The following is a 23,454-nucleotide window of genomic DNA, read 5'->3' as shown; positions in this document are numbered from 1 at the left end:
AATGATTCAGTAAAATAAGGCTAGACTTACTAAATAAGGTAAAAACTATGGTAATGTTTCACGATTCAATAATGAATGTCTGGCTTGAGCACTTTAAAAGTTCTGAAATTGATAGCGTTGATTTTAACAGTTTATTGACTGATACAGTTTCAGCGATGACCCCTGGCTTTCTGCGGTCATTATTTAAAGAGTGGAAAGAAGTGGCTCCGACAAAAAGAGAAGAGTCGAAAAAATTTTATAAACTGAATTGTGCACGTTGGGAAAAAGGTTTTGAGGCTCTGGAGTTTCATATCGAATTATGTTGTAGTGTGGGAGAAGATTTTATTTCTTTTATTAAAGAAAGCCCTGATGACAACAAGAAGTTTCGGTATGAAGCGATCATTTGCAATCATGCTAAAGCGTGTTTGATATCTCGTGAAATATATTGCCTGCTTACAAATGGATATCCTGATGGTGCCGAAGCAAGATGGCGAGCTTTACATGAAGTGGCAGTTATTAGTCGATTTATTCTCGAGCATGGAGAAGATTGTGCAGAACGATACTTACTCCATAGAACTGTCGAACATCTTAAAATTATGGAACAATTTAGAGAACACGCTAAGATGCTTAATCAAACTCCGCTCTCAGATGAAGAGCTTGTGAATTTAAAGCCTGAAGTCGATATCTTGATTAAGAAATATGGTAAAACTTTTAAAAAGCCATATGGTTGGGCATATTCTGCTCTTCCACCAACTAAAGGTAGTATTCAGTTTAAAGACATTGAAAAATGTGTTTTACTCAACCATTGGAGACCATATTTTACTCAAGCATGTAATCATATCCACGCAGGCTCGCTTGGGCTAACTCCATCAAGAGCCTTATCTGAAAGCCAAACTCCAACGCTATTAGCAGGACAAAGCAATTCAGGAATGGGACAACCAGGACATATGACAGCTATAAGCCTTATGCATGCAACTTTCCCTATTCTCCAATTAGTACCGCTAATAGATTCTAATATTTATATGAAAATACTGATGGAGACTACAAACAACGTGGCAGAGGCTTTTATTGCAGGAAAAACTAAGTATGTCGATTGGAACTCATAGGTTTTAAATAAGTCAGGCAATAGATTTTGGTTATTTCATGGTCTTTTTTAACCTACCACAACTCAATCACCTGACGTTAACTTTATCCTTAATCTTCTGGATATCGACAGTATCAATATATTCTATGATATTTTTCCAGATAGAGTGAAAGCCAAAACCGCCTTCGAGCATTTCTTTTTTTGCCTCTTCCCTTGTCCAGCCTTGGCGAATAATACGATACATGGCGATAGTTAAGCCCGTCCGATCGGCACCATGTTTACAGTGAACCAAAACAGAACCCTTTGTTTTCGCCGCATCAATCGCTTTTAAAGCCTCAACAACTTCCTCGTCGCCAATCGCCCAAGTATTTACGGGCAGATGAATAAAAGTTATTCCCGAATTACGCAATATTTTTTCGTCTTTGTTTGACTGACGCAAAGAAATTACTGTATAAATTCCCAAGCTCTTCAAACCCTCCAAGGCATTTTTTTTGATTTGTGCAGAGCGGTAAAGATTGTCATCTACTTTATGTAGGTTAGGCAAACCTTGGATTTGAATGGGTTTTGCCCATATTTTGGCGGTGCTTTGTGCTGTTTGTTCCGCTTGTTGCGAGTTTGCATTTACCAAATTTATCTGAGTAAAAACGCCTGATATAACTAGCGACAACGCTATAACACAAAGATATCTCAAAGATTTGTTTAATGACAACATCTACTGCTTCCTGTTTAAAAAGTTATTCAAAATAAAACTAAAAAACACACGTTATAAATAATACGCTGATTATATTCTATTTTGCACAAACAAACACCGACTTAGCACAATCGCAAACTTATCAACAACTTATTTTAAGGTGCAATAATCCCCATAAACTCATAAATCAATCTGGCTGTCGCAAAATCAGGGGCATTGACGCCTTCTTTAGGTGCAAGCTCCACAAAGTCAGCACCGATAACTTTACGATTTTTACAAGCCGCTTCCAATAAATTTAGGGTTTGATACCAAGTTAAACCGCCGGGTTCCGGCGTTCCTGTACTGGGAATAATGCTTGGGTCAAGGGCATCAACATCAAAAGAAATAAAAATATTTTCGGGAAAGTCATCAGGCAAAAAACCTTTTTGAGGGTCGCCTGACCATCTTTCACCTAAATCAAACAACGCACGAGCATCAAGATGCCCAATATTCATAACTTTGCGATAAGTTACCTCTTCCGGTGAAAGACTGCGTACTCCAAGTTGAAAAAGTTTAAGATCCATTTCGCAAGCCCTACGCATTGGACAAGCATGGCTGTAAATCGAATCATGATAAGAATAGCGTAAGTCGGCGTGTGCATCAAAATGGACTATTCCAAAAGTTCCGAAATGTTTTTTCAAAACGCTTAAAATTCCCGGCGTAATACTATGTTCTCCGCCTAAAATAATTGGAACAACTTCACCTTTTGGGCGAGAACTTAAAGAGCTTTCAACAGCTTGCCCGATACGCTCCAAGATGGTTTTAGGTTCGCCCTTGCAATTAACGGCTTCTGCTGTATAAATTCCACAGACGGAAGGGTCTTTTTGTCCAGTCCAAACCTCAAGTTGCTCTGACGCTTCGATAATGGCGTTTGGACCGCCCGCTGTTCCGCCTCCGTAAGAAACGCTCGCCTCATAAGGCACGGGAATTATATGAAATAAACACTCACTTGCCCGTTGTTCAGGCAATTCAGATGCTAAAAAACGAAGACTCTTTGACATTATAAACCTCTTGCTAATTATTATACATATGAAAATAAAAAAAATCAAAACAAGCAACAATCAAGTTATCTATTTTAATTACTTGAAGTTTTTCAATTATTTTTTCTAAACTCTAAAGATACTACTTATTGTTTTATTTGTTTTTTTAATTTATACTAATCAAATATATTTTTTTTAATAATGAAAGGATTCAAATAAAGGTCGAGTTAAAGTTAGATGAAAACATTTACTTTTATCCATGCTGCTGATTTACATTTAGATTCTATTTTGCCTCTCGCAAAATTTTCTTTAAATGACCCTGACAGCGATCTTGAAATTGACAATAAATTTAATAAGCTTTGTAAAAAATATAAAAAATTATCCGAAGATGCCGTCTTTATTGCTTTTAAAAACTTAATCGAGCTTTGTCTAGTCGAAAAAGTCGACTTTTTAGTTTTATCCGGAGATTTATATCATCAGGCAGACGGTAGCCTAAAAGCATATTATGCCCTGAAAAACGCTTTTGTTGCTTTAAATAATGCAGGGATAGCCGTATTTATCGCACACGGTAATCATGACCACTTAAAAATAAATTCCTCAGACCTTCAAGAAAATTCCGAAATAAAAAATATCTTGCAATGGGAATCAAACGTTAAAGTTTTCGGAAACAAACTTCAGCGTTTGGAATTTTGCAAAGATAACGAATGTCTAGCTTTATTACATGGCATCAGTCATGCGAAAAACGCAGAAACTCAAAACCTTGGTAAAGATTTTAACAGGCAAGAACCCACCTTGCTTAAACCTGATTGTTTCCAAATCGGCGTTTTACATTGCACTATAGGCAAGTCTGATGAACACGAAAGATACGCCCCTTGCAACCTAAGCGATTTAATCGGTTCTCGTTTGGATTATTGGGCATTGGGGCATATTCATAAAAGACAAGTTCTCTGTGAACAACCCGCAATTCATTACCCCGGATCTCTTCAGGGTTTACATATAAATGAAACGGGGCAACACGGTTGTTTATTGGTCAAAGTTAACGAGCTTGGTCAAAGCTTGGTTACTTTTAAAGCCTTGGCTCCCGTGCAATGGGAATTAATCAATATAGATTTTAATAAGTTACAACGCAATGAACAGCCTGATGAAATCAAAACGCAAGAAAACACGCCAGAGAATGATTACGACCTAGAATCAGCTCAAAATCTTACAATTCAAAGCCTTGACGAACTGGAAGAATATTTGCTTGAAACTTGTATAAACGTTGCTACGCAAACACAGAGTCCGCTCTGTCAGCTTATAATCTTTCGTATAGTGTTGGAAGGCTGTTGCGAGCTTGATTCGGTTTTAAAAAAATCAGACGCAGAAACCGAATTGGTCAATAAGCTGAACCAAAGTTTACAAAAAATTATTGCCACAAAACGCAACGCTTTGTCTTCTCAGTCTGAAAAAGTTATTGATTTAATTATTAAAGATATTCATATCAAAACCAAACCTGTTCGAGATCTTAATTCTTTACGTTCAAACAGTGGCTTCGTCGGCGAGTTGTTGCGCTATTCCGATGAATTGTTAAACCAACTTGAGCCAAGCCAAGCGGAAAATAATATGGAAGATAAATTAGCGTTACATCAAACCTATATTGAACAAGAAACCGAATTAAAACATATTGTTGACGAGTTATATTTGTCAAAACGCAACAATAAATTTTTACCGCCAAAACCAAGCCATAGTTCCCTACAAGCCCTGATAAAAGAGGCGGAAGAACTTTGCCTTGAAAAATTAAAAATAGAATAATAATTTAATCAGCTTAATTATATAAGTTTCAGGAGTCGTGATGAACAAAACACCCACACCAAAAGGTTTTAAATTTGCTGTACATAAAGCTTATTTTCGTAAAGGCGAACGCAACGATTTAGCCTTGGTTGTAAGCGAATATCCCGCTCAAGTGAGTGCGTTGTTTACCGCAAACCTTTTTCCGGCGGCTCCCGTACTTGTCGCTAAAGAATATCTTGCATTAAATCAAAGTGTCAGAGCGGTAATAGTTAATACGGGTTCTGCCAACGCCTGCACGGGACAAGAGGGAATAGACAACTGTAAAAAAAGTACCCAATTAATCGCAGAAAATTTGGGCATAAAAGCAAGCGAAGTTTTACCCGCCTCAACCGGAGTTATCGGGTTACAAATGGATATGCCGGGTTGGGAAAAGGCGGCTCCGCTGATTTGTCAAAAACTCGGAACTGCCGAGCTAGAAGACTTTGCCGAAGCCACCATGACTACCGATGCCTTTCCTAAATTTGCGGGTATGAATTTAAAATTAAAAAACGGAACGGTTTGTCTTGCCGGTGTGGCGAAAGGTGCGGGCATGATCTGCCCAAATATGGCAACAATGTTGTCTACTGTTTTATGTGATGCTCAAATAGACAAAAAAGATTGGGACTTAATTTTTAAACAAGCTGTTGATCAAAGTTTTAATCGAGTTTCCGTTGACGGAGACACCAGCACAAACGATACAATATATAGCTTGGTCAACGGAGCTTCCGGCGTAAAACCTGAAAAAGACGAGCTTGAACTTTTACAAAACGCACTCACAAAAATATTAAAAGAACTCGCTTATTTATTAGTAAAAGACGGAGAGGGTGCCACCAAAGTTTTATTTATTAAAGTCAGCGGAACAAAAGATAATGCCGAGGCTGAAAAAGTCGCCAGAACCGTCGGACACTCTCAGCTTGTCAAAACGGCAATGTATGGCAAAGATGCCAACTGGGGTCGTATTGTAGCAGCAGCAGGACGTAGCGGAGTAAACTTTGATCCAAATGCCTTACGCTTGGTCTTTTGCGGGGTTGAATTATTTAAAAACTCACAACCCACAAAACTCGATTTTGATAGCCTCTTAAAAAAACCTTTGGAAGAAACCGATCTTATGATAGAACTCTTTTTAGGCGACGGAGACGGACATTACGAACTTCTCGCCTCTGACCTGACCCATCGTTATATTGACATAAACGCCGATTACAGAAGTTAAACATTTTCATTCTGTAAAATATATCAAAATAAACATAATAAAATATTAAGCTTTAAGCATATTAAGGAGCAACAAATGCCATATCACAAGGAACTTGCAAATGCGATCAGAGCATTGGCAATAGACGCTATCGAACAATCTAAATCAGGACACCCCGGGGCTCCCTTGGGCATGGCGGATATGGCAACGGTTCTTTGGCATGACGTTCTTGTGCATAACCCCAAAAATCCACATTGGATTAACCGTGATCGTTTTGTATTGTCTAACGGACATGCTTCCATGCTGATTTATGCTTTATTATATCTTTCCGGTTATGATTTAACAATTGATGATATTAAAAACTTTCGCCAATTTGGCTCAAAAACTCCCGGCCACCCGGAATTTGGTTTAACGCCCGGCGTTGAAACCACCACTGGCCCACTCGGGCAAGGGCTTGCTACCGCCGTAGGCATGGCACTGGCAGAAAAACTACTTGCCAAAGAATTTAATCGCCCGGGTTTTGATTTGTTTAATCACAATACTTATGTATTTTTAGGCGATGGCTGTTTGATGGAAGGCATTTCTCACGAAGCCGCCTCTCTCGCCGGAACTTGGGGTTTAAACAAACTTATTGCCCTTTGGGACGATAACGGAATTTCTATCGAAGGTAACGTAAAAGACTGGTTTACCGACAATACTCCCGAGCGTTTTCGTGCTTATGGTTGGAATGTAATTGAAAATGTTGACGGTCATGATTCAACAGACATTCGCAAAGCCATCAGCCAAGCCACAAAAAACACCAATAAACCAACGCTAATTTGTTGTAAAACTACAATAGGTTATGGATCTCCCAACAAAGCGGGAACAGCCGCAACCCACGGTTCTCCGCTGGGCAAAGATGAAGCTCTCGCCACTAAAAAACAACTGGGAATTGAATATCCGCCTTTTGAAATTCCCGCAAAAATTCTGGAAAAATGGAACGCTGCTGAAAAAGGCGCAACAGCCGAACACGATTGGAACGCAAGATTTAAAGCGTATACACAGGAATTTCCCGAATTAGCCAAAGAGCTTACTCGTAGGCTTAAAGCCCAATTACCTGATGATTTCTCAAATATGATGCAAAACTTAATCGAACAAAATGCCAAAAGTTCGGACAAACCGGCTACTCGAGTCGCATCATTAAACGTTTTGAACGCAATAGCACCAAAATTACCCGAATTATTGGGCGGTTCTGCCGATCTTTCCGGCTCTGTCGGAACTTGTTGGAAGGGCTCCGTTACTATTAAACCCGAAACCATGAGCGGTAATTATCTTGCTTATGGGGTGCGTGAATTTGCCATGGGTGCAATCATGAACGGTTTGGCGTTATATGGCGGTTTTATTCCTTACGCCGGAACTTTCTTGATCTTTTCCGATTATGCCAAAAACGCTATTCGTTTATCCGCTTTAATGAAACAAAGAGTTATTTGGGTATTAACCCACGATTCTATCGGCGTTGGCGAAGACGGCCCGACCCATCAGCCTATTGAACAAGTTGCAAGCTTACGTTTAATTCCCAATATGCAGGTTTGGCGACCTTGTGATGCGGTTGAAACCGTGGTTGCTTGGAAAAAGAGCTTGGAACGCTTAAACGGTCCTAGCTGTTTAGCGTTAACTCGCCAAGGGCTTGAACCCATGCCTCGTAATTCCGAACAAACAAAAAATATTGAAAAAGGTGCATACATACTACTTGATTGTTCTGATCCCGAACTTATAATAATAGCCAGTGGCTCTGAAGTTAACCTTGCAGTGCAGGCGGCTCAAAACTTAAACGCCGAAGGACGTAAAGTTAGAGTGGTCTCAATGCCTTGTGCCGAACTTTTTGAAGCCCAACCCCAAAATTATAAAGAAAGTGTCTTACCTTTAAAAACTCGTAAACGTCTTGCGATTGAAGCCGCCAGTGCTGACTGGTGGACAAAATATACGGGTCTTGACGGGAAAGTAATCGGCATGCACAGTTTCGGAGAATCTGCTCCCGCAGATAAATTATTTAAGCATTTTGGCTTCACGGTTGAAAATGTTTTAAAAGAAGCAAAAGCATTACTCAATAAATAATTATTGTTTTTCTATTAATACAAAAGGGGGTTTTGTCTTATCTAAGGCTTTATCCCCTTTTTGTTGTTTTTATTAACTTAATCACAAAATTTTTACATATACTTTAACTATTAAGTATCTATAATATATCATGAAAAAAAACGTTATCCATATAGAGGGTGCTAAACAGCATAACCTCAAAAACATTACTCTCGATATTCCTCGAGATGAACTTGTTGTTGTCTGTGGTCCTTCCGGTTCGGGAAAATCAACACTCGCCTTTGATATAGTTTATGCAGAAGGTCAAAGACGCTATGTTGAATCTTTATCAGCTTATGCACGCCAATTTTTACCTCAAATGGATAAGCCGGACGTAGAAAAAATAGAAGGTTTATCACCGGCTATCTCGCTTGAACAACAAACCGCCACCAGAAACCCACGCTCAACAGTCGGAACAGTTACGGAAATTTATGATTTTTTGCGTGTCTTTTTTGCACGTTTAGGAAAAATGCATTGTCCAAAATGTGGTGATGCGATTGAAAGCAGAGCCTTAGATGAAATTATTGCGGATATTTTAAACCTAAAAGACGGAACTCGCTGTATTCTTCTTGCTCCCTTAGTTGAATATCAAAAAGGAACTCAACAAGATAAGCTAAAAAAACTTAAAGCCGAAGGTTTCGCCAGAGTTAGAATAAACGGAAAAATCGTTGAAATCGACGAGTTTCCCGAGCTTGACAAAAACAAAAAACATAACCTTGACCTTGTGGTTGATCGCTTGGTTTTACGAGAAAATATCCGAGGGCGTATTTCTGATTCCGTCGAACTCGCCTTACGTTACGGAGATGGGCGTATAAGCCTTTTAATTCCCGAACACAAAACAGAAACAGGCGAAAATATCTCGGAACAAGAATTAAAATTTAGCACTCTCTCTTCTTGTACTCGCTGTAAAATCAGCATGCCCGCTTTAACCCCGCAACTTTTTTCTTTTAACAGCCCTCAAGGTGCTTGCCCACAGTGTTTAGGTCTAGGAACGGTAGAATATTTTGAACCGGCTCTGATTGCCCCAAATAAAGGTTTATCTTTGAATACGGGCGGTGTTTTACCTTGGAAAAATCCAAAAATCTTTGAAAAATACGAAAAAACTTTGTTGGAACTTGGGAAAGACTTTGCCTTTACTCTTTCAACCCCCTTGAAAGATTTCTCGGAAGACGCTTTTAATGCCTTATTTTTTGGACTTGATAACGAAGGAAAACCATACCAGTCTGCTCAATACAACCTACAACGCAACTGGCTGGGTGGAACAAAAGCTCCGAAAAAAGACAATAAAATAAAGGATACTTGGAAGGGAATAATTGCTATTTTAGAACAAGGTATGCAATACGGAGAAGCATGGCGAGATGAACTTTCACGCTATCGCCAAACAAGAGCCTGCCCGGCTTGTAAAGGTGCAAGGTTAAAACCCGAGGCTCTTGCCGTTAAAGTAAACGGAATCAATATCTATGAATTTTGTTCTTTATCTGTTACCAAAGCGTTCAATTGGATTGAAGCTTTAGACTTTAGCGGTCGCCATTCCATAATTGCCGAACCATTACAAAAAGAATTAAGTCATCGCTTGTCTTTTATGAGTAGCGTCGGGCTTGAATATCTTACTTTAAGCCGTAGTATGGCAACCTTATCAGGCGGCGAAGCTCAAAGAATACGCCTTGCCTCTCAACTTGGCTCGGGTTTAGTCGGTGTAACTTATGTTTTGGACGAACCCTCAATCGGCTTACACCCAAAAGATAACTTAAGACTTTTAAATACCTTACGCAGTTTACAGCAAAGAGGAAACACCGTTTTGGTGGTTGAACACGACGAAGCGACAATCAGAGAGGCCGATACGGTTATCGAGCTTGGACCGGGGTCGGGCATACTTGGCGGAGAACTGATTTTTAACGGAAGCGTGCCTGAGCTTTTAAAAGCAAAAAATTCTCTGACCGCCGGATATTTAAGAGGCGACTTACGCATTCCTCGCCCGACTAAAAGGCGTAAAGCGAGTGGAGAACTTGTTTTGAAAGGTGTCAGCACTCATAATTTAAAAAATATTGACTGTTCTTTTCCTTTAGGTGTTTTCACCTCAGTAACCGGCGTTTCAGGATCGGGAAAAAGTTCGCTTGTGATTGATACTTTATATAAACATCTCGCACTCAGCCAAGGTTTAAAGGTCGAAAATCCGGGAACTTTAAACGCAATAGAAGGCGTTGAACAAATCGAACGCATTATCGCAATCGATCAAACTCCGATAGGGCGAACCCCTCGTTCAAACCCCGCCACTTATACCAAGATTTTTGATGAAATTCGCAATATCTTTGCAATGACACCCGATGCAAAAAAACGCGGTTATAAACCGGGGCGTTTTAGCTTTAACGTTCCGGGTGGACGTTGTGAAGCCTGTAGCGGAGACGGACAAATCAAAGTAGAAATGCACTTTTTACCGGATATTCATGTAACTTGTGATTTATGTAAAGGAAAACGCTATAATTACGAAACCTTAGAAGTAAAATATAAAGGGCTTAATATTTCAGAGGTTTTAGACCTAACCGTTAGCCAAGCGAAAACTTTTTTTGAAAGTTACCCCGTTTTACAACGTCGTTTAAACGTTTTGGAAGAAGTTGGTCTTGAATATTTAAAGCTCGGACAACCGGCAACAACCCTCTCGGGCGGTGAAGCTCAACGCATTAAAATTTCAAAAGAACTCGGAAAGAAAAGCCTTCCAAACACACTTTATATTTTAGACGAACCCACAACCGGCTTACACATGCATGAAGTTGGCAAACTGATTACCGTTTTAAACCAACTTGTGGATAAGGGGGCAAGCGTCTTGGTTATTGAACATAATACCGATTTAATTATGTCAACCGATTATGTAATAGAGCTTGGACCGGGCGGCGGAGACAACGGTGGAACAATTATCGCCAAGGGTACTCCTGAAAAAGTCTTAAAAGAATAAAAAATATTATATACAAAAATAGCATTTTTTGTTATGAAAGAAAATATATTAAAATTTTATCTGAGAATATAACGGAGCATCACAATGACCGATGAGGCGATTATTAATTTAATCAACAAAGCTTTAAGCGAAAAATTTCATCTTGATCCCGAAACCCTTACACCAGACGCTTTATTACGTGAAGATTTAGGAATTGACAGCTTAGATGCCGTTGATATGGTAATTCTTTTGGAAGAAACCTTTAAAAACAGCTATAATAAAGAAATACCACAAGAGATAAAACATCTTAACGATCTACATTCATACATTATAAAACTATATAATGAAGAAAAAGCCCAGAGAAATATTACCAAAATATTTGAACAAATTACTGAAGATCCAAATACTCAATAAAGCTATCTAGAGCCTAAAACAATACAGACTTAAATAAAAAAACCACCAAAATAAATCGGTGGTTTTTTATTTTACTTTTATATTTTCTCTAAAACTAGACTACAGAAATTAAAACTATAACAAACATACGCAAAACAGAGTCTTGCAACGGTCTTGATTTAGTAAGACCATTTTCCCTTATTATATTTAATAAGTTCGGTTAAAGGAACACGAGAGGTTTCTTTAAAAGGTCCTGCCAAGGCTTCTGCTTTGGTTTTCCCTGTTGCCTGATAGCTTACTTCTTGATATTTTAAATAACCAACATAAGTAATGGCGGTTGACTTGCTTGGCGGTGCATAAGAAGTGTGTAAAGAGTTTTTATCAATCACACAATAACTTGCAACATATTGCCCGTTAACTTGTTTTACTTCTTTATGGTTTTCGCCATTAAGCATATTTTTGTTTAAATCAACAACAAGCTTTTGAGCAAAACTATCAAGTTTTTGCTGTACCACTTCAGGGGTATCAGTGCTCGTTTTTGCTTTAGTTGTTTTTTTGGCTGTGACTTTTGGCTTTGCTTTTGTTTGCTCTGCGGCAACAACACTCGTTGCAAAACACAACATTATTCCCATAGTAATCGCAATTATAATTTTTTTCATACTTTCCTCCAACAAAAAAGTTAAAATATTTTGATCATTTTTTAAATTAATAATTCTAGAAAAACTCTAGACAATTATCTAATCGTATCTTTTCTATAAAAGATTAGGTCTTTAATACAATAAAAATAATATTTTTGTTTATATCTTAAAAGACAAGTAAACACAAAAGAACAACAGGCAAGAGTAAAACCCAACCTAAAGCACTTCTTATCTTTATGCTACTTTTTTTAAATAAAGTCTAGAAAAAATAAAAATCTCAAGTTCAGATTTATCTCTTTACAATCATCTGTTATATCAAGAGAAAACTTTTGTGTTTTATATAATATAAAAAAAGTTACGATTTTCTGGCTTGTTCTCTTTCTTCGATTAAACGCATGGCGTGTTTGGCAAGAGCAGTAACTTCAGGTTTAGAAATTTGAGCATCAGCCCCAACGCTATCGCCTTTATGACGTAAACGATCAGTAATCAAGGAAGAAAATAACAAAACGGGCAATTCATGCAACACACGATCGTCTTTTATTCGTTTACAGAGGTTATGACCGTCCATACTTGGCATTTCAATATCAGAAATAACAACCTGAACATAGTCGGTAATAGGGCGCCCTTCTGCTTCGCTTCGATCTCTCAAGCGTTCGAGAAGGTCCCAAGCCTCTTTACCGTTATTTAAAGCTTGAACTTCAAAATTAGCCTTTTCAAGCAGGTCTTTTAACATTTCACGCACAAGCATTGAGTCATCTGCTAATATAGCACGGCGACGCGTATCGGAAGTAAAATCAAAGTCAGAGTCAAAACGTAAGTTAAGTTGTGGGTTAAGGTTGGTTACTATTCTTTCCAAATCTAATAAAAAGATAATACGCCCTTCAAGTTTAACCACACCAGTTATTGTATTATGACTTAAGGCAGAAACATAAGTATTGGGTGGCTCAACCTCTTGCCAGCTAATGCGGTGAATACGGTTTACGCCCGAAACCAAAAAAGCCGTGGTCATTCCGTTAAATTCGGTTACGATAACTTTTGGCGGTTCGGTGTTTGCTCTTTTCTTTCCGAGCCAAACACTTAAATCAACCAAAGGGATAATTTTAGAACGTAAATTAAACGCACCCAAAACAGAAGGATGCCTTGCCTCCGGCATTTCAGTAATCTTAGGCAGGCGTATAATCTCTAAAACCTTGGCAACGTTAACGCCATAATAACCTTTGTAAACGCCCTGTCCGTTGTTTTCTTCTTCATCAAGGTGAAAAGCAACGATTTCAAGTTCATTTGTACCGGCTTCAAGTAAGATATTTGTTTGAGACATACAAAGCTCCGCCCTCTGAGGAATAAATATTGTAACTATTGATTATTAAAGAATTATACACTTTGTTCTATACGTTTTTGCAGTTCATCAACCAAATTGATAGGAGTAGATGCACCGGCAGTCAGCCCGATAATAGCAGTTTTTTTTAATTTTGCCAGTAATTTCTCTTGTGAAAATAATTCATCTGCTGTTTCAATATGATAGGCTTCTGTTCCTACTGATTCAGAGACATTAACCAAGCGTCTTGTATTGGCACTATTCTTTCCTCCAAGCACCAACATTAGCTCAACTTTTTCGGCTATTTCCAAAGTTTCCGACTGTCTGGTGCGAGTAGCATCACAAATAGTTTGCAACACAGGAATATTGTGATTTAAGTGAGTTTTCAAGATATTTTCCATAACCACAAACTCTTCTTTATCTTGAGTGGTTTGGGCTGCTAAAAAATAGCTTACGTTTATATCAAACAAAGAAGAATTGAGAAAACTTTTTAAATCGTCTTGAGTTGAAAAAACTTTAGCCTCAGGTGAAGCATAACTTAAAAGCCCTAAAACTTCCGGGTGGCTCGCCTCTCCAAACAACAACAAAACTCCACCTTTTTGAGTTGCTTCTAAAATAGAAAGTTGAGCTTTTTTCACTTTAGGACAAGTTGCATCAACCAAAGTTATCCCTTTTTTCAAAAGTTCCGTTTCAATTGCAAGCGGAATACCGTGAGCCCTAATTAAAACGGCGTCGCCGCTTTTTACTTCCTCAACATTATGTACAATAACAACACCTTTATCGGCATAATCTTGCAACACTTGAGGATTATGAATAATAGGACCAAAAGTTTTTATATGGTTAAACTTTGTTTTAGACTTTTCCAACAAGTCGTCAAGCTTACGCAAGGCAAGACTTACCCCCATACAAAAACCCGCATTTTTCGCTCGAATTACTTTCATTTTTATATCTTTGTTCTTTTACTCGTTTTGAATATAAAGCTTAATTTATTTTTGCAGTATTTTCAAGCTCTGCATACCCTTTATGACTATTTTTATCAAGCCTGTTTCGTAAACAAACCTTTAGGTTATAAACAAAAGACAAGTTTGAGAGAAACTAATTCTTACACAATATAAAAATATCATAATAAATCAATGAGATAAATATATCTTGCAATATTTTTTTTATTCTTTAAAAACTTTAATATATACTATGATTATTATGCAATGGTCTTACTTTATTTTTGATAGTTTCTTAAAACCCGAGAGAATCATGCCCAAAAAACTTTTATCAAAAAGCCTGCGACTCGTTTCTATAATTGCTTTTATGCTTCTGTTATCAGCTTGCTTTGTCGAGTCTGACCAGCATGTTTTACAAGAACAAACAGTAATTTTTGATACTGCTGATGAAAAAATCCCTTATATCTCAGGCGTATATTTTTCAGAAGCCCAAGTAAAAAAAGCTCCGAGAGAAACTGTTGTCCTTGAACGTAAAGAAGGTTCACATAATGCCTTTTTTCTAAGCTTGAAAATAGGAGAAACAGAACAACAACGCTCTTTAACCTTAATCAAACCCTTAAAGCAAGAAAACACTTTTTTATTGGAAGTCGTTGATTGTGAAAAAAGCACTCTTGTCCCTGTAATGCTTACAAAAAAAGGTTTAACGCTCTACCCTGTCCAAGAGCCTGATCAATTTCCTTACAAAGTCGCTTGGGTTATGCCGGTTTTTACGAAGCTTCTTACCCTACACAAAATATCACACAGCGAAAACGGTTTAAAACTGAAAAAAGGTGATATGAGTCAAGAAGCCTATCAAGAAGCTGTTGTTAATTTGTTTAATGATATGTTTTCCTTAGCTGCTTTTGGCGAGGGGATTGCTTTAACAAAAGAATAAAAACTAAGATGCCTAACAATCTAACTTGCAATATTTTTCAGACTAATTAAAATATCTTTTATATAAAATAACATTTAAACTTTTAGCAATATTTGAGGTGAAGCATGAATAACACTTTTTTATTAAAAAAATTACAACTTATTTTAATAATGGCTTTTATGTTGCTGTTGACGGCTTGTTTTATTGAATCTGAGCAACCTGTTTTAAAAGAACAAGAAAAAGCCAGTGCTTTAAACATTTTTGCAGAAAAAGTACCTGATATTTCAGGAACATATGCTCTGGTCTTCGATAAAAACAAAAAAGAAAAATATGTTTTCTCTCGTAAAGAAGATAGTGCCAATGTTTTTTTTGTTACTGACGACAAGGGAGAAAGGCAAAACGTCTTAGTTAAAGCCCTAAAAAAAGAAAATACTTTGCTTATTGAAATGTCTGAACAGGCAGATGGTCGAACAAAAAACTATCTTATCCCTGCACTTATTACCAAAGATGGCTTAAGAGTTTTTCTACCTGCTCCAATAGATAAAAAAGAAACTCAACCTTGGAGCTCAAAACTTTACCTTGAATTGCTCGATAAATATCAAATCCAATACACCAACACACAAGGAACTAAACTCTTAAAAGGTGCTATGAGCAACAAAGCTTATTCCGAAGCCATAATTAATCTTTTTAACGATATGTTTGCGGCTGACGCAGTAGGAAACGGGCTTCTTTTGATTAAAGAGTAATCAAATTCAAGCTGTGTCAAAATCTAACTTGCAATATTTTTTTACAATAAAGTTTTCAAAACTTCAATTAAGCGTTCATATTCTATAGGCTTTGCAAGGTGTGCGTTCATACCGCTTTTTAAGGCGGTTTCAACATCTTCTTAGCTGCTTTTGGCGATGGGCTTGCTTTAACAAAAGAATAAAGAGCTTACAAAACTTTGCGTTGCGTTCTTTATCATCGCTTTGTTGTCTGTTTACACAAACCATAAAGCGTCTAAAGCACAAAAAACTTATTTCACAGAAAAAATAAAAATTCGTGTTTTAAATAGCTTGTCTCTCATAATACAAGTATAGATATAAATAGCCGATTTTTATAATTATCTGCAATTATGCTCAATATTTTTTTACAATAAAGTTTTCAAAACTTCAATTAAGCGTTCATATTCTATAGGCTTTGCAAGGTGTGCGTTCATACCGCTTTTTAAGGCGGTTTCAACATCTTCTTTAAATGCATTTGCTGTGAGTGCGACTATAGGAATAGTGGCGGCATCGGGTCTGGACATCTTACGAATCATTTTTGCCGCACTGTAACCGTCCATTTCCGGCATTTGTACGTCCATCAAAATAATATCATAATAACCAAGAGAAGAAGCTTCAAAAGCTTCAATCGCTTCTAGCCCGTTTGAGGCTTCATCAATCACCAATCCTGCTTCACCAAGAAGTTCCATAACAATCAAACGGTTTACATCAACATCATCAACCAATAAAATTCTTTTTCCCTCTAAGGCTTCGTTATGTAAGTCTTGCGTTGTTTCAACAAGTTCGTCTGGGGCAGTTGGCAACTGAATGGTAAATGAAAAAGTGCTGCCCCTGCCTTCTTCGCTTTCTACCTGAAGTTGTCCGCCGAGTAAGTCGACGATACGTTTACTGATAGAAAGTCCTAGTCCTGTTCCGCCATATTTTCTGGTAATTTGTCCATGCCCTTGTTCAAACGGGTCAAACAAGCTTGCCAAGTTTTCTTTCTTAATTCCTATCCCCGTATCGGAAACAGCAAAAGTAATAGGCGCCATTCCGTCTTGTTGTTCTCCTGCTTTTATCGAAAAGCTTACTTTTCCACATTCATCGGTAAACTTAACGGCATTACCCAACAGATTAATCAAAACCTGACGCAGACGCAATGAATCGCTGATATAAGTTGAGCAAGGCAATGTGGCAACGTCTATACAAAAATCAATATTTTTTTCCACACAACGAGGGCGAATAATATCCGCCACCGCCTCAATAAGCTTTGGCAAGTCAAAACTGTCTTCATCAAGTACAATCTTGCCTGCCTCTATCTTGGAAAGGTCAAGAATATCATTAATCAAACCTAAAAGGTGTTGAGAAGAGACTTCTATCTGTGCGATATGACTATCGATTGCCTCAATATTTGATAAAGGGTCGTCAAGTTTACGTTTTGTGATACTGGTCATTCCAATAATAGCATTCATCGGAGTACGAATCTCGTGGCTCATTCGAGCTAAAAATTCACTCTTGGATTCATTAGCTTTATTGGCAACAAGCACGGCATCTTTTAATTCAAGCTGGGCGTCTCGCAAGGCATGTTCGACATGAACACGCTTGGAAACATCACGAGATACACCAAGAAGACCGACCAAAGTTCCCGTTGAGTCAAACATCGGCGTTCTGACCGTATCGACGGTTTCATAGTGTCCGTCAGCAAACTCTATTTTTTCTTCTGTATATAAGGGGTTACCATTTTTTATCGCCAGTTGATCATTTTCTTTAAAACTTTGAGCCAAATCAAAAGGGAAAACGTCTTCTGCTTTAAGCCCGATAAGTTTTGCCACATTTTTTCCGGTTAATGAGGCAAAACGAGGGTTAACCGCCAAATAACGCCCTTGATGATCTTGATACCAAATAATATCAGGGGTCGCCGTAAAAACGGTATCCAACAAAGCACGTTGTTCTTCAATCTGTTTTTGTTCCAAGGCTATTTCGGTAATATCGTTAATACTAATGATAAATCCCGCATTTTTTCCGTTTTTGTCTTTAAGATAACTTGCCACACCTTTATAAAACCTGCCGGAAGCACTATGATAAAACATTTCGGTATCAGAACCGTTTAAAAGAGCCGAAACAGGGCAGTATTTTGAATTTAACGGTAAAATACTAAATTTTTCATAAGGTTGACCAACGACTTCATTCAAGGTGGCATTCATAATTAATAAGCTTTCTTGGTTGGCATAGCGAATAAGCTTATCAATATCCGTAATAATCAAAGCTCCACGTTCACTGTCAACAATGCTGTCTGCCATATCATCAAAAGAATCTGCCAAAGCACCAAGTTCATCTTTAACCGGTGCGTTAAAACGAAAGTTACGCTCACCCGAACGAAATTTTGAAACCCCTCTGATTATTTTGGTGATACTGCGAGTAAAGGCTGATGCCATAAAAATCGCCACTAAAACAACCAAAACAGACATAATTAAGGTGGATACGCTCAGACTGCTTGCTGTTTCAAACAAGTTGGAAGCAATTGTGGTCTCTGCCTCATCTGCGATTGTTTTAAGTTCCTTATCGCTTTTATCGATAAGCCCGTCAATAATGGCTTTTGTCTTAACGGCAGGTTTATGAAAATCATCTACGCCGGCACCAATAGCAACAAAACCAAAGCCTCTTTTAGATTCGGCGTAACGCCCGGTATAATAAGGAATAGTCGCAGCAGTATTGATTTTCCACAAACCGCTCCAAAGAATAAGAAAAGATCCGGAACCGCCGTCTTGAGTTAAGTCAAACCACCCCGTACACTGTGGGGCAAAATTCAAATAACGACAATCAAGCCCGACTAAACCCTCTTTAGCTAATTCTTTTGAGGGTTTTTTATTGTTAGATTGTTCATCAAAAGTTTTCACCGAAGGAATAAAATCGGCATAAGAAAGCCCGCTTGATTTCCATTGATCATATATTTTATCTTCAAGCCAAGGAATTTCGGGGTCGCCTGTTTCGGCGTTATATCCGGCAATGGAAAAATGCCGAGGGTGAACAATATTGCGTCCTTTATAATCCCAAATAAAGGCATAGTTTCCGCCGGACGCATCGGATATTTCGGTATAACGCTCATCAGTCGGCATTAAATGGGCGGTAAATTCCATTAAATGATCATGATCTAACGCCAAGGTAACGTAACCAATGATTTTATCATCTTTTACAACCGGCGTTGCCCAACGAATTAACCCCTTAAAGCGTTTACCAAGCGGATTTTCTTTTCCCGCATAAGCCGACGCTTCGGGTTTAAAACTTTCGCCGACTTTAGTGGCATTATCAGGCGTATACATACCGATAACACGAGAACGTACATATTCTCCGATTACTTCGGAAACATAAATTTCACCCGGCTTAAGTTTTTTTAAATCATTAAAATAAGTTTCAGCCCGCACATAAGTATTTAAACGGTTGGAAATATCTTTTAATTCACCGTCCATTTGCGACGAGCTAACCGCCTTAACCTTTTCTTGTCCCTTAAGGTCAACAAAGCTCATTTCAAGATATAAAGGTTTGGGATCATAGCGATAAGTTTCGGGTTTTCTGTAATTAAAACTAACGGAATTTTCTTTGATAGATGAATTTACTTCTAAAAACTCAACATTTTCTTTAAACGGAATCCAAGTTTTTTGATCTTCTGAAAGTTGCCATTCACCTTGGGCAACAACAGGGCTTTTTTGAGCATTTATATAATTTTGATATGTGTTTAAATTAGGGGCTAAAGTTGCCACAAATAAAATATCGCTGTCTCGTGCATATAAAAAATCTGCAACACGTATGGCGGTATCGGTTGACATACGCTCAATGTCTTCTCTTGCCCGGTTATCTAAGGCCTTAACAGCATCAGTTATCGCAACTTCGCCGGTTTTTGATAAAGCATCATTGGCTTTGGTCGTTAATTCCGTAGTGCTTTGTCTTAGTTGATCGCCGAGTTTCCAAGCCTGAGACCACGCCACAAGAGCAAGTAAAACCAAAGGGACTACTTTAATCACAACAAAAAGAAAAATAAGCTTTGCACGTATACCAAGACCATAGCGAGCAAAAAACAAATCTAACGCCAAAAGCCAGCGGTCTAACATTTTTCTCATAATATAATCCCAACAACTACCTGCTAAGCATTAGAAAACACAGTGTTCCCTTATCATTTTTGACGCAAAACCCAATAACAGTATTTCTAAGTTAAAAATATAAACTGTTTTATCAAGGTGCAAACGGCTTGTCAACACAGTCAAACACAATATTAATACGTCTTTTAGTTTCGCCGTCGTTTTGCTCTGATTGAAATTTATTACAACTGCTTTTTTTGTAAAAGTTCGTGTATTTGCCTTAATAAGCGTCAAGCAACGTTGCTGATAAGACTGTTGCGGTTTTAAAACAGAAGATTGCCATGGTGTTTACCTATAAGACGCAGAAGATTGAGACACAAAGACTTCTGAATGCTTATTGTCGCACAAAAAATCTTCAACTCGATACCTTTTTGAAGTGTTCTTGGGTCCAATTACAACTTCCTTAATAAAGTTCTCATCAAATAAAAATTTATGAAATGGAGAAATGGCGTTGTTTGTTGCTCTGTAGTCACGCTCTGTAATCAAGTAGTTGTTTATTGCCATGGGATAGCAGGTATCTTGGTATTCGCGTTGCACGAGTCGCCATTCTTGCTCCTCTAAAAAGGCATGATTCTTAAATATAATAGACAGATATCTTAAAATTAAGGCGATTTGATCTTGAATGCCTTTTATATTTTTTATTCCAAATTTTTTACCATAATCACATACCTTGGCGTAAATTTCTTCAATCGTCTTCTTTTGTAGTTCCTGATCATATACAACAGGAGCAAACTCAATAATACCTTCATCTAAACAATCAATGCGAGATCGTCCGAGCTGCTTAAGAGCAGAGGTGTCGACGCCAATCGCAAAACCTTTTCCATCATCAGCATATGCACGCCACTGGCTTAAAAGATCACGTCCCGCAGAAAAGCAACAAAGAAAACATTCAGAGGAAATGTAGCGTGAAAAATATGTGGATACTTTTTGGTAATCAGCAGAGTGAGCAAAATCCTTATGGAATTGTTCTAATATGCCTTTAATCCACTGAGAATCAAGAGAATCATTCATATCTACCGTGGATGTTAACCACAATTCGCGTTTCTTCACGATATTAATAAAAGTTGATGTGGAACAATAGTAATACACAACCTCTGGCTCTTCGCCACTGTGTGCTTGTAGCTTTTGGAGAGGCTCTCGTAGTTTGAATAGTTCTCGTTCCATTTTCAACTCCTTTCGTATGCCCCAAGCAAAGCATAATCAGCCCCAAAAGTCAAATCGGCGAACCTTCCGTTATTGGAAAATATGTGCAAAAATCTTTGGATACTTTTTATATCCACAAGCATATTTTGAGGAATGGCAGGAGGAGTTAGAAGAGGGAAACAATTGACCGAAATACCCCAAGCTATTATAATAGAATAAAGACCATTGCAAAACTCCGTTCATTTTACAGGCAAAGTAAATTTCCTTTATTTTGGTTTTTGGGAGTGTCTTCACAAAGAAATTCATCTAGATACTATCACGCAATACACTAAAATAATTGTTAAAACTAAGAGGTTCGCATGACCAAACAGAATATATACAATCCTCCATTCACAATCACCTCTGCAATACTACATTTAATTGCAGATATAAGCGAAGCTGTGGGGCGTATTTCAGTACAGACAAATGATGTTTTGGATCTTCGCTTGCGTCGACTAAACCGCATTCGGACAATTCAAGGTTCGCTTGCTATCGAAGGTAATACACTTAGTGAAGAACAAATTACTGCGATTCTTGATGGTCAACATGTTATTGCACCACCTCGTGAAATTCAAGAAGCTCGCAACGCTATTCTGGCATACGACCACCTCGAACAATGGAACCCTAAGCAAGAGAAAGATTTACTACAAGCACACAATATTTTAATGGCTGGACTGCTAGATGATCATGGTAAACACCGTCAAGGCGGTGTTGGTGTAATGAGCGGAAGTAAAGTGTTGCATATGGCACCACCTCCAGCCCGTGTGCCTTTTCTTATGGGAGATTTGTTTCAATGGTTACAAACCACTGAACATCACCCACTGATTTCTAGTTCTGTTTTTCATTATGAATTTGAATTTATCCATCCTTTTGCTGATGGGAATGGACGTATAGGGAGACTCTGGCAAACTTTGATTTTATTTCATTGGAACCCAATTTTTTTACGCATTCCAGTAGAAAGCCTTGTTTATGCACACCAACAAGATTACTACAAGGCTTTACAACAAAGCACTAATCAGGGTGAAGTAACACCATTTCTTGAATTCATGCTTTCCATGATTCGTGATGCTGTTTTGAGCATTACCCCTCAAGTCAACCCCCAAGTCACCCCACAAGTCGCACAGATTTTACAAATTCTCTCTAATGCACACCCCAAAAACTTATCTCGTAAAGAGCTACAAGATATAGCTGGACTGCGTGATCGTAAATCTTTTTCAGAAAATTGGATTAAGCCAGCCCTAAACGCCAAGCTTATTGAAATGACCCTGCCTGATAAACCAAATAGCCGTTTGCAGTGCTATAGGCTAACGAACAAGGGGAATTTTTTTGTAGAACGTATAAAGGAATAAGAGGCAATGCTATAAAGAAAAGATTTACAGGTTTTAGAATAGCTTAGCTTACAGAAGGGTTGCCATGATTTACTCCGAGTTCACTAGACAACGGGAATTGTATATCCCGAAAGTGAATTAAACTTTTAAGCATTTGTTCTGCTCTTTCTATTTCGTCATTGACTTCAAGACGTCCACCAATCCAAAGCGTATTTCCTGCCGCTATTGTGCCCGTTGCGTCCGAAATCCCATTGCCTGGTGATTCCCCTGTGTCATAGTAAGCTTCAATAACATAATTGTCTGTTGCAGATGTTGAACGGCCTTTGCCGTTCTTTACAAATGCAGCATTGTGTTCACGTGAATTTCTTAAATCCCTAAAAGCCCTATTTGAACTGAATCGTTCTATGGATGATGCTAGTTCAGGATATAGCTCTTTTACATAATTACACCATTCAATAGCCTAAATGAAGTCGCTTTAAAAGGTAGCGACCTTGGCAAAAATTACACATGGAACGCATTACAAAAAAGAGGATTAACGCATGAGCAAGTTAGAAATGACAAGAGGATTGACGGATGCACGCTTGGAGAAAACATGCCCAACGCACAATCAGGTGGGCAATCAGGCTGGCAACCAGACAAACAATCAAGCGAAGAATACAGAAATGAGCGAGGAGGAACTTTTGGCAATGAGAGTCAACCTCTTGAGCCAACAAGAGATGCAAAAGCTGAAGAGCAACACAGAATTGATCAAGCTTTTGAAAGACTTGCAAGAATCCATCAGGATAGCGAGTCAAGAAACACGCCAAGCCACTCAAGAGGTCAAGAACTATCCCGCTGAAGCTATCAATAGAGTATCCAAGTTAATTAAAAATGTTAGCAGATAAATATTACTGTTATATTATTAGATTAACTTGGTTTAGTTTTTAAAAAGGTTAGGATAAAATATAAATAAAGCTGATTTCAATCCACGCTCCCGCACGGGGAGCGACATTCCAACCGCCAACCTCGATGCACTCAAACTCGGGGTTTCAATCCACGCTCCCGCACGGGGAGCGACTG

17 protein-coding genes are annotated in these 23,454 nt (G+C 38.2%); 10 read left to right on the top strand and 7 right to left on the bottom strand.

The window, feature by feature from the left end:
* The first annotated feature begins 47 nt into the window (after positions 1-47).
* Positions 48-1,085 carry a DUF5677 domain-containing protein gene (locus BT999_RS08995; RefSeq protein WP_072697461.1) on the top strand — a complete coding sequence of 346 codons (1,038 nt, stop codon included), beginning with the start codon at positions 48-50 and terminating at the stop codon, positions 1,083-1,085.
* 66 nt (positions 1,086-1,151) lie between these two features.
* On the opposite strand, the gene BT999_RS08990 is transcribed toward BT999_RS08995, so the two are convergent.
* Both BT999_RS08990 and speB read right to left on the bottom strand, forming a co-directional pair.
* Entirely contained in the window at positions 1,152-1,775 is a 624-nt protein-coding gene (locus BT999_RS08990; RefSeq protein ID WP_084650668.1) for a fused DSP-PTPase phosphatase/NAD kinase-like protein, read from the bottom strand.
* A 134-nt stretch (positions 1,776-1,909) separates the two neighbouring features.
* Complete coding sequence (speB, locus tag BT999_RS08985) at positions 1,910-2,794, bottom strand: agmatinase (RefSeq protein WP_072697460.1); 885 nt, start codon at positions 2,792-2,794, stop codon at positions 1,910-1,912.
* A 216-nt stretch (positions 2,795-3,010) separates the two neighbouring features.
* Here speB and BT999_RS08980 point away from each other — a divergent pair, with 216 nt between their 5' ends.
* From BT999_RS08980 to BT999_RS08960, 5 genes are all read left to right on the top strand, one after another.
* The gene (locus tag BT999_RS08980; RefSeq protein ID WP_072697459.1) at positions 3,011-4,564 is read left to right on the top strand and encodes a metallophosphoesterase family protein; all 1,554 of its coding nucleotides are present in this window, start codon (positions 3,011-3,013) and stop codon (positions 4,562-4,564) included.
* A 40-nt stretch (positions 4,565-4,604) separates the two neighbouring features.
* The gene (argJ, locus tag BT999_RS08975) at positions 4,605-5,792 is read left to right on the top strand and encodes a bifunctional glutamate N-acetyltransferase/amino-acid acetyltransferase ArgJ (protein ID WP_072697458.1); all 1,188 of its coding nucleotides are present in this window, start codon (positions 4,605-4,607) and stop codon (positions 5,790-5,792) included.
* 42 nt (positions 5,793-5,834) lie between these two features.
* Positions 5,835-7,865 (top strand): transketolase, encoded by a 2,031-nt coding sequence (tkt, locus tag BT999_RS08970; RefSeq protein WP_281246538.1) that lies wholly within the window; start codon positions 5,835-5,837, stop codon positions 7,863-7,865.
* A gap of 130 nt (positions 7,866-7,995) precedes the next feature.
* Positions 7,996-10,833 carry an excinuclease ABC subunit UvrA gene (gene uvrA / locus BT999_RS08965; RefSeq protein ID WP_072697456.1) on the top strand — a complete coding sequence of 946 codons (2,838 nt, stop codon included), beginning with the start codon at positions 7,996-7,998 and terminating at the stop codon, positions 10,831-10,833.
* Between the two features lie 84 nt (positions 10,834-10,917).
* Positions 10,918-11,226 (top strand): phosphopantetheine-binding protein, encoded by a 309-nt coding sequence (locus tag BT999_RS08960; RefSeq protein ID WP_072697455.1) that lies wholly within the window; start codon positions 10,918-10,920, stop codon positions 11,224-11,226.
* 158 nt (positions 11,227-11,384) lie between these two features.
* On the opposite strand, the gene BT999_RS08955 is transcribed toward BT999_RS08960, so the two are convergent.
* From BT999_RS08955 to ispH, 3 genes are all read right to left on the bottom strand, one after another.
* The gene (locus BT999_RS08955) at positions 11,385-11,864 is read right to left on the bottom strand and encodes a hypothetical protein (protein ID WP_072697454.1); all 480 of its coding nucleotides are present in this window, start codon (positions 11,862-11,864) and stop codon (positions 11,385-11,387) included.
* A 334-nt stretch (positions 11,865-12,198) separates the two neighbouring features.
* Positions 12,199-13,161, bottom strand: coding sequence for a chemotaxis protein (locus BT999_RS08950; RefSeq protein ID WP_072697453.1), 963 nt, complete (start codon positions 13,159-13,161; stop codon positions 12,199-12,201).
* Between the two features lie 53 nt (positions 13,162-13,214).
* The gene (ispH, locus tag BT999_RS08945) at positions 13,215-14,099 is read right to left on the bottom strand and encodes a 4-hydroxy-3-methylbut-2-enyl diphosphate reductase (RefSeq protein ID WP_072697452.1); all 885 of its coding nucleotides are present in this window, start codon (positions 14,097-14,099) and stop codon (positions 13,215-13,217) included.
* Positions 14,100-14,409: 310 nt separating this feature from the next.
* Between ispH and BT999_RS08940 the strand changes: the two genes are divergently transcribed.
* A complete protein-coding gene (locus BT999_RS08940) occupies positions 14,410-15,030 on the top strand; it encodes a hypothetical protein (RefSeq protein ID WP_143145531.1) in 621 nt (206 codons plus the stop codon).
* A 104-nt stretch (positions 15,031-15,134) separates the two neighbouring features.
* Complete coding sequence (locus tag BT999_RS08935; RefSeq protein ID WP_072697450.1) at positions 15,135-15,755, top strand: hypothetical protein; 621 nt, start codon at positions 15,135-15,137, stop codon at positions 15,753-15,755.
* A 383-nt stretch (positions 15,756-16,138) separates the two neighbouring features.
* On the opposite strand, the gene BT999_RS08930 is transcribed toward BT999_RS08935, so the two are convergent.
* Together BT999_RS08930 and BT999_RS08925 are read right to left on the bottom strand one after the other, a co-directional pair.
* On the bottom strand, positions 16,139-19,867 hold the full coding sequence (locus tag BT999_RS08930) for an ATP-binding protein (RefSeq protein ID WP_072697449.1): 3,729 nt from the start codon (positions 19,865-19,867) through the stop codon (positions 16,139-16,141).
* A gap of 306 nt (positions 19,868-20,173) precedes the next feature.
* Complete coding sequence (locus BT999_RS08925) at positions 20,174-21,049, bottom strand: DUF2971 domain-containing protein (protein ID WP_072697448.1); 876 nt, start codon at positions 21,047-21,049, stop codon at positions 20,174-20,176.
* A 338-nt stretch (positions 21,050-21,387) separates the two neighbouring features.
* On the opposite strand from BT999_RS08925, the gene BT999_RS08920 reads away from it, so the two are divergent.
* On the top strand, positions 21,388-22,416 hold the full coding sequence (locus tag BT999_RS08920; protein ID WP_072697447.1) for a Fic family protein: 1,029 nt from the start codon (positions 21,388-21,390) through the stop codon (positions 22,414-22,416).
* A gap of 571 nt (positions 22,417-22,987) precedes the next feature.
* On the top strand, positions 22,988-23,233 hold the full coding sequence (locus tag BT999_RS08915) for a hypothetical protein (RefSeq protein WP_143145530.1): 246 nt from the start codon (positions 22,988-22,990) through the stop codon (positions 23,231-23,233).
* Positions 23,234-23,454 lie beyond the last annotated feature (221 nt).

It is taken from the genome of Desulfovibrio litoralis DSM 11393, from assembly GCF_900143255.1.
Classification (GTDB): Bacteria; Desulfobacterota; Desulfovibrionia; order Desulfovibrionales; family Desulfovibrionaceae; genus Frigididesulfovibrio_A; species Frigididesulfovibrio_A litoralis.
The sequence above is the reverse complement of the archived record's forward strand: the minus strand, read 5'-3'. Positions and strand labels throughout refer to the sequence as shown.

What these genes read in the sequence shown, in the direction of transcription:
- BT999_RS08995 (WP_072697461.1), top strand. Translation starts at nt 48, where the DNA reads ATGGTAATGTTTCACGATTCAATAATGAATGTCTGGCTTGAGCACTTT.
- BT999_RS08990 (WP_084650668.1), bottom strand. Translation starts at nt 1,775, where the DNA reads ATGTTGTCATTAAACAAATCTTTGAGATATCTTTGTGTTATAGCGTTG.
- speB (WP_072697460.1), bottom strand. Translation starts at nt 2,794, where the DNA reads ATGTCAAAGAGTCTTCGTTTTTTAGCATCTGAATTGCCTGAACAACGG.
- BT999_RS08980 (WP_072697459.1), top strand. Translation starts at nt 3,011, where the DNA reads ATGAAAACATTTACTTTTATCCATGCTGCTGATTTACATTTAGATTCT.
- argJ (WP_072697458.1), top strand. Translation starts at nt 4,605, where the DNA reads ATGAACAAAACACCCACACCAAAAGGTTTTAAATTTGCTGTACATAAA.
- uvrA (WP_072697456.1), top strand. Translation starts at nt 7,996, where the DNA reads ATGAAAAAAAACGTTATCCATATAGAGGGTGCTAAACAGCATAACCTC.
- BT999_RS08960 (WP_072697455.1), top strand. Translation starts at nt 10,918, where the DNA reads ATGACCGATGAGGCGATTATTAATTTAATCAACAAAGCTTTAAGCGAA.
- BT999_RS08955 (WP_072697454.1), bottom strand. Translation starts at nt 11,864, where the DNA reads ATGAAAAAAATTATAATTGCGATTACTATGGGAATAATGTTGTGTTTT.
- BT999_RS08950 (WP_072697453.1), bottom strand. Translation starts at nt 13,161, where the DNA reads ATGTCTCAAACAAATATCTTACTTGAAGCCGGTACAAATGAACTTGAA.
- ispH (WP_072697452.1), bottom strand. Translation starts at nt 14,099, where the DNA reads ATGAAAGTAATTCGAGCGAAAAATGCGGGTTTTTGTATGGGGGTAAGT.
- BT999_RS08940 (WP_143145531.1), top strand. Translation starts at nt 14,410, where the DNA reads ATGCCCAAAAAACTTTTATCAAAAAGCCTGCGACTCGTTTCTATAATT.
- BT999_RS08935 (WP_072697450.1), top strand. Translation starts at nt 15,135, where the DNA reads ATGAATAACACTTTTTTATTAAAAAAATTACAACTTATTTTAATAATG.
- BT999_RS08930 (WP_072697449.1), bottom strand. Translation starts at nt 19,867, where the DNA reads ATGAGAAAAATGTTAGACCGCTGGCTTTTGGCGTTAGATTTGTTTTTT.
- BT999_RS08925 (WP_072697448.1), bottom strand. Translation starts at nt 21,049, where the DNA reads ATGGAACGAGAACTATTCAAACTACGAGAGCCTCTCCAAAAGCTACAA.
- BT999_RS08920 (WP_072697447.1), top strand. Translation starts at nt 21,388, where the DNA reads ATGACCAAACAGAATATATACAATCCTCCATTCACAATCACCTCTGCA.
- BT999_RS08915 (WP_143145530.1), top strand. Translation starts at nt 22,988, where the DNA reads ATGCCCAACGCACAATCAGGTGGGCAATCAGGCTGGCAACCAGACAAA.